Raw genomic sequence first — 268 nt, forward strand, 5'->3', positions numbered from 1 at the left:
TCAGCGCCCCGAAAAGAATCGAGGTTTCACGCAGCGCCGCGACTACGGCCAGCGGTGCCTGCGTCATCGCCCACAGTGCCAGGCCATACGAGCCCATGGTACCGACGCCGCCGAGCAGCCCCTTTTTCCAGTGCAGACGCAGGTAGCCAAAGGCTTCATGCCGACGCACCACCATCGCCCAGCTCAGCAGGCAAAAACCGTTCATAAAGAAGGTCCACAGCGTGTAGCCCAGCGCAGTGTCCGAGAGCCGCACCCCGGTGCCGTCCAC

At 63.8% G+C, this 268-nt stretch carries 1 protein-coding gene; it reads right to left on the reverse strand.

The features are described from left to right. Positions 1 to 268 (reverse strand): hypothetical protein (locus tag SAZ04_RS22235; RefSeq protein WP_431309051.1); only part of this gene is annotated, 268 nt, incomplete at both ends.

The sequence above is a fragment of the Halalkalibacter lacteus genome (assembly GCF_036663595.1).
GTDB classification, from domain to species: domain Bacteria; phylum Bacillota; class Bacilli; order Bacillales; family Bacillaceae_D; genus Halalkalibacter; species Halalkalibacter lacteus.